The following is a 1,236-nucleotide window of genomic DNA, read 5'->3' as shown; positions in this document are numbered from 1 at the left end:
GAGGCAGGCTTGTACTCATCTTAGGGGTGAGTAGTTACACATTAACTTGAATTGGAGGGAAGTAAGATGAAATCAACCAAAAACATTTTACTGGCTGCAGTTCTTGCTGGTGGTACGCTCATGGCTGGCTCTGCCAATGCGTGGTTTGGTGGATGGGCGCCATGGAACTGGTTCGATGACGACGACTGGTATGACTATCCGCCACCTTGGTACTACGGCGGTTATCCAGGGTATGGGTATCCTGCTTATGGCTATGACGTACCTTATGGGTATGGTGCCCCATATGGTTATGCGCCTTATGGTTATGGCGGTGGCTATCCTTATGGACCGACCCAGGCTCCGCAGAACACACAGCCCGCACCGAGTACAAATACGCCCAGCAGATAATACTACTGTTATAAAAAACCTGAACCGGCATACCTCAAACCGGGGTATGCCGGCACACGTCTCAGTTTAGACGTACATCCCCCCCTGCCCCCAACCGGGAAATTGCACATTGTGGCACTTCCGTTCTCCCTATAACCCATAAGAACAATGCGCCTCGACAGGGCGCACGCTTCGGGTAATAATCGGATGAAGGAGGAGTAACACTATGCACAAGCCATTCAACCGCCGTCGTTTCATGCAATGGCTGCTCGCCACTCGCAGCGTTTCCCTGTTGGGTCCGGTCAGCGCCCACCATACCGAAACCCATTTCGAAGAAGATTCCGCCCACCATATCGTTTATCAGCTGAACAAGGCCGATCCCAAGTACATATCCCATATTCTGTTTTCCGCCGGTGAATTGCTACGCAAATACGGTGACGATATCGAAATCGTCATCGCCGTCTATGCCGAAGGCATCCATCTGCTGGGCAAACGCCCCAAGCGCCCCATTCCCCTGGAACTGCAGCAAAAAGCCTCTTCCCTCGCCGCTTACGGCGTGGCATTTCACGCCTGTGGCAATACACTGAAAGCGGTACGCTGGACCAAGAAAGACCTGCTGGATTTTGCCAAGGAAGTACCCATCGGCGTTGAAGACATCATGCTGCTGCAGGAAAAAGGCTTTTCCTATATTTCCTGGTGATTGATGCGGTTCGTGCCTCACCACATCCTACCGCACTCACCCACACTGCCCAGACGTAGGGTGCGGTGACGCAGGAACCGCACCATCCCGGCGTTCAATGAAAATCCCGTGCAAGCGTGTCTTCGGCCTCGTGATAGATTTTGGGACATCCCAGTCCCCAAAATCGACTC

General features: G+C 52.9%; 2 protein-coding genes. Both read left to right on the top strand.

What is annotated here, in order from left to right; translation table 11 throughout:
- Positions 1-66 precede the first annotated feature (66 nt).
- On the top strand, positions 67-387 hold the full coding sequence (locus ACOCD2_RS20595) for a sulfur globule protein CV3 (RefSeq protein ID WP_293650292.1): 321 nt from the start codon (positions 67-69) through the stop codon (positions 385-387).
- Positions 388-592: 205 nt separating this feature from the next.
- Positions 593-1,066, top strand: coding sequence for a DsrE family protein (locus ACOCD2_RS20590; protein WP_293650291.1), 474 nt, complete (start codon positions 593-595; stop codon positions 1,064-1,066).
- Positions 1,067-1,236: the final 170 nt, after the last annotated feature.

Source organism: Thiolapillus sp. (assembly GCF_048562965.1).
Lineage (GTDB): Bacteria > Pseudomonadota > Gammaproteobacteria > Chromatiales > Chromatiaceae > Thiolapillus > Thiolapillus brandeum_A.
This window is presented reverse-complemented; position numbering and strand designations above follow the sequence as displayed.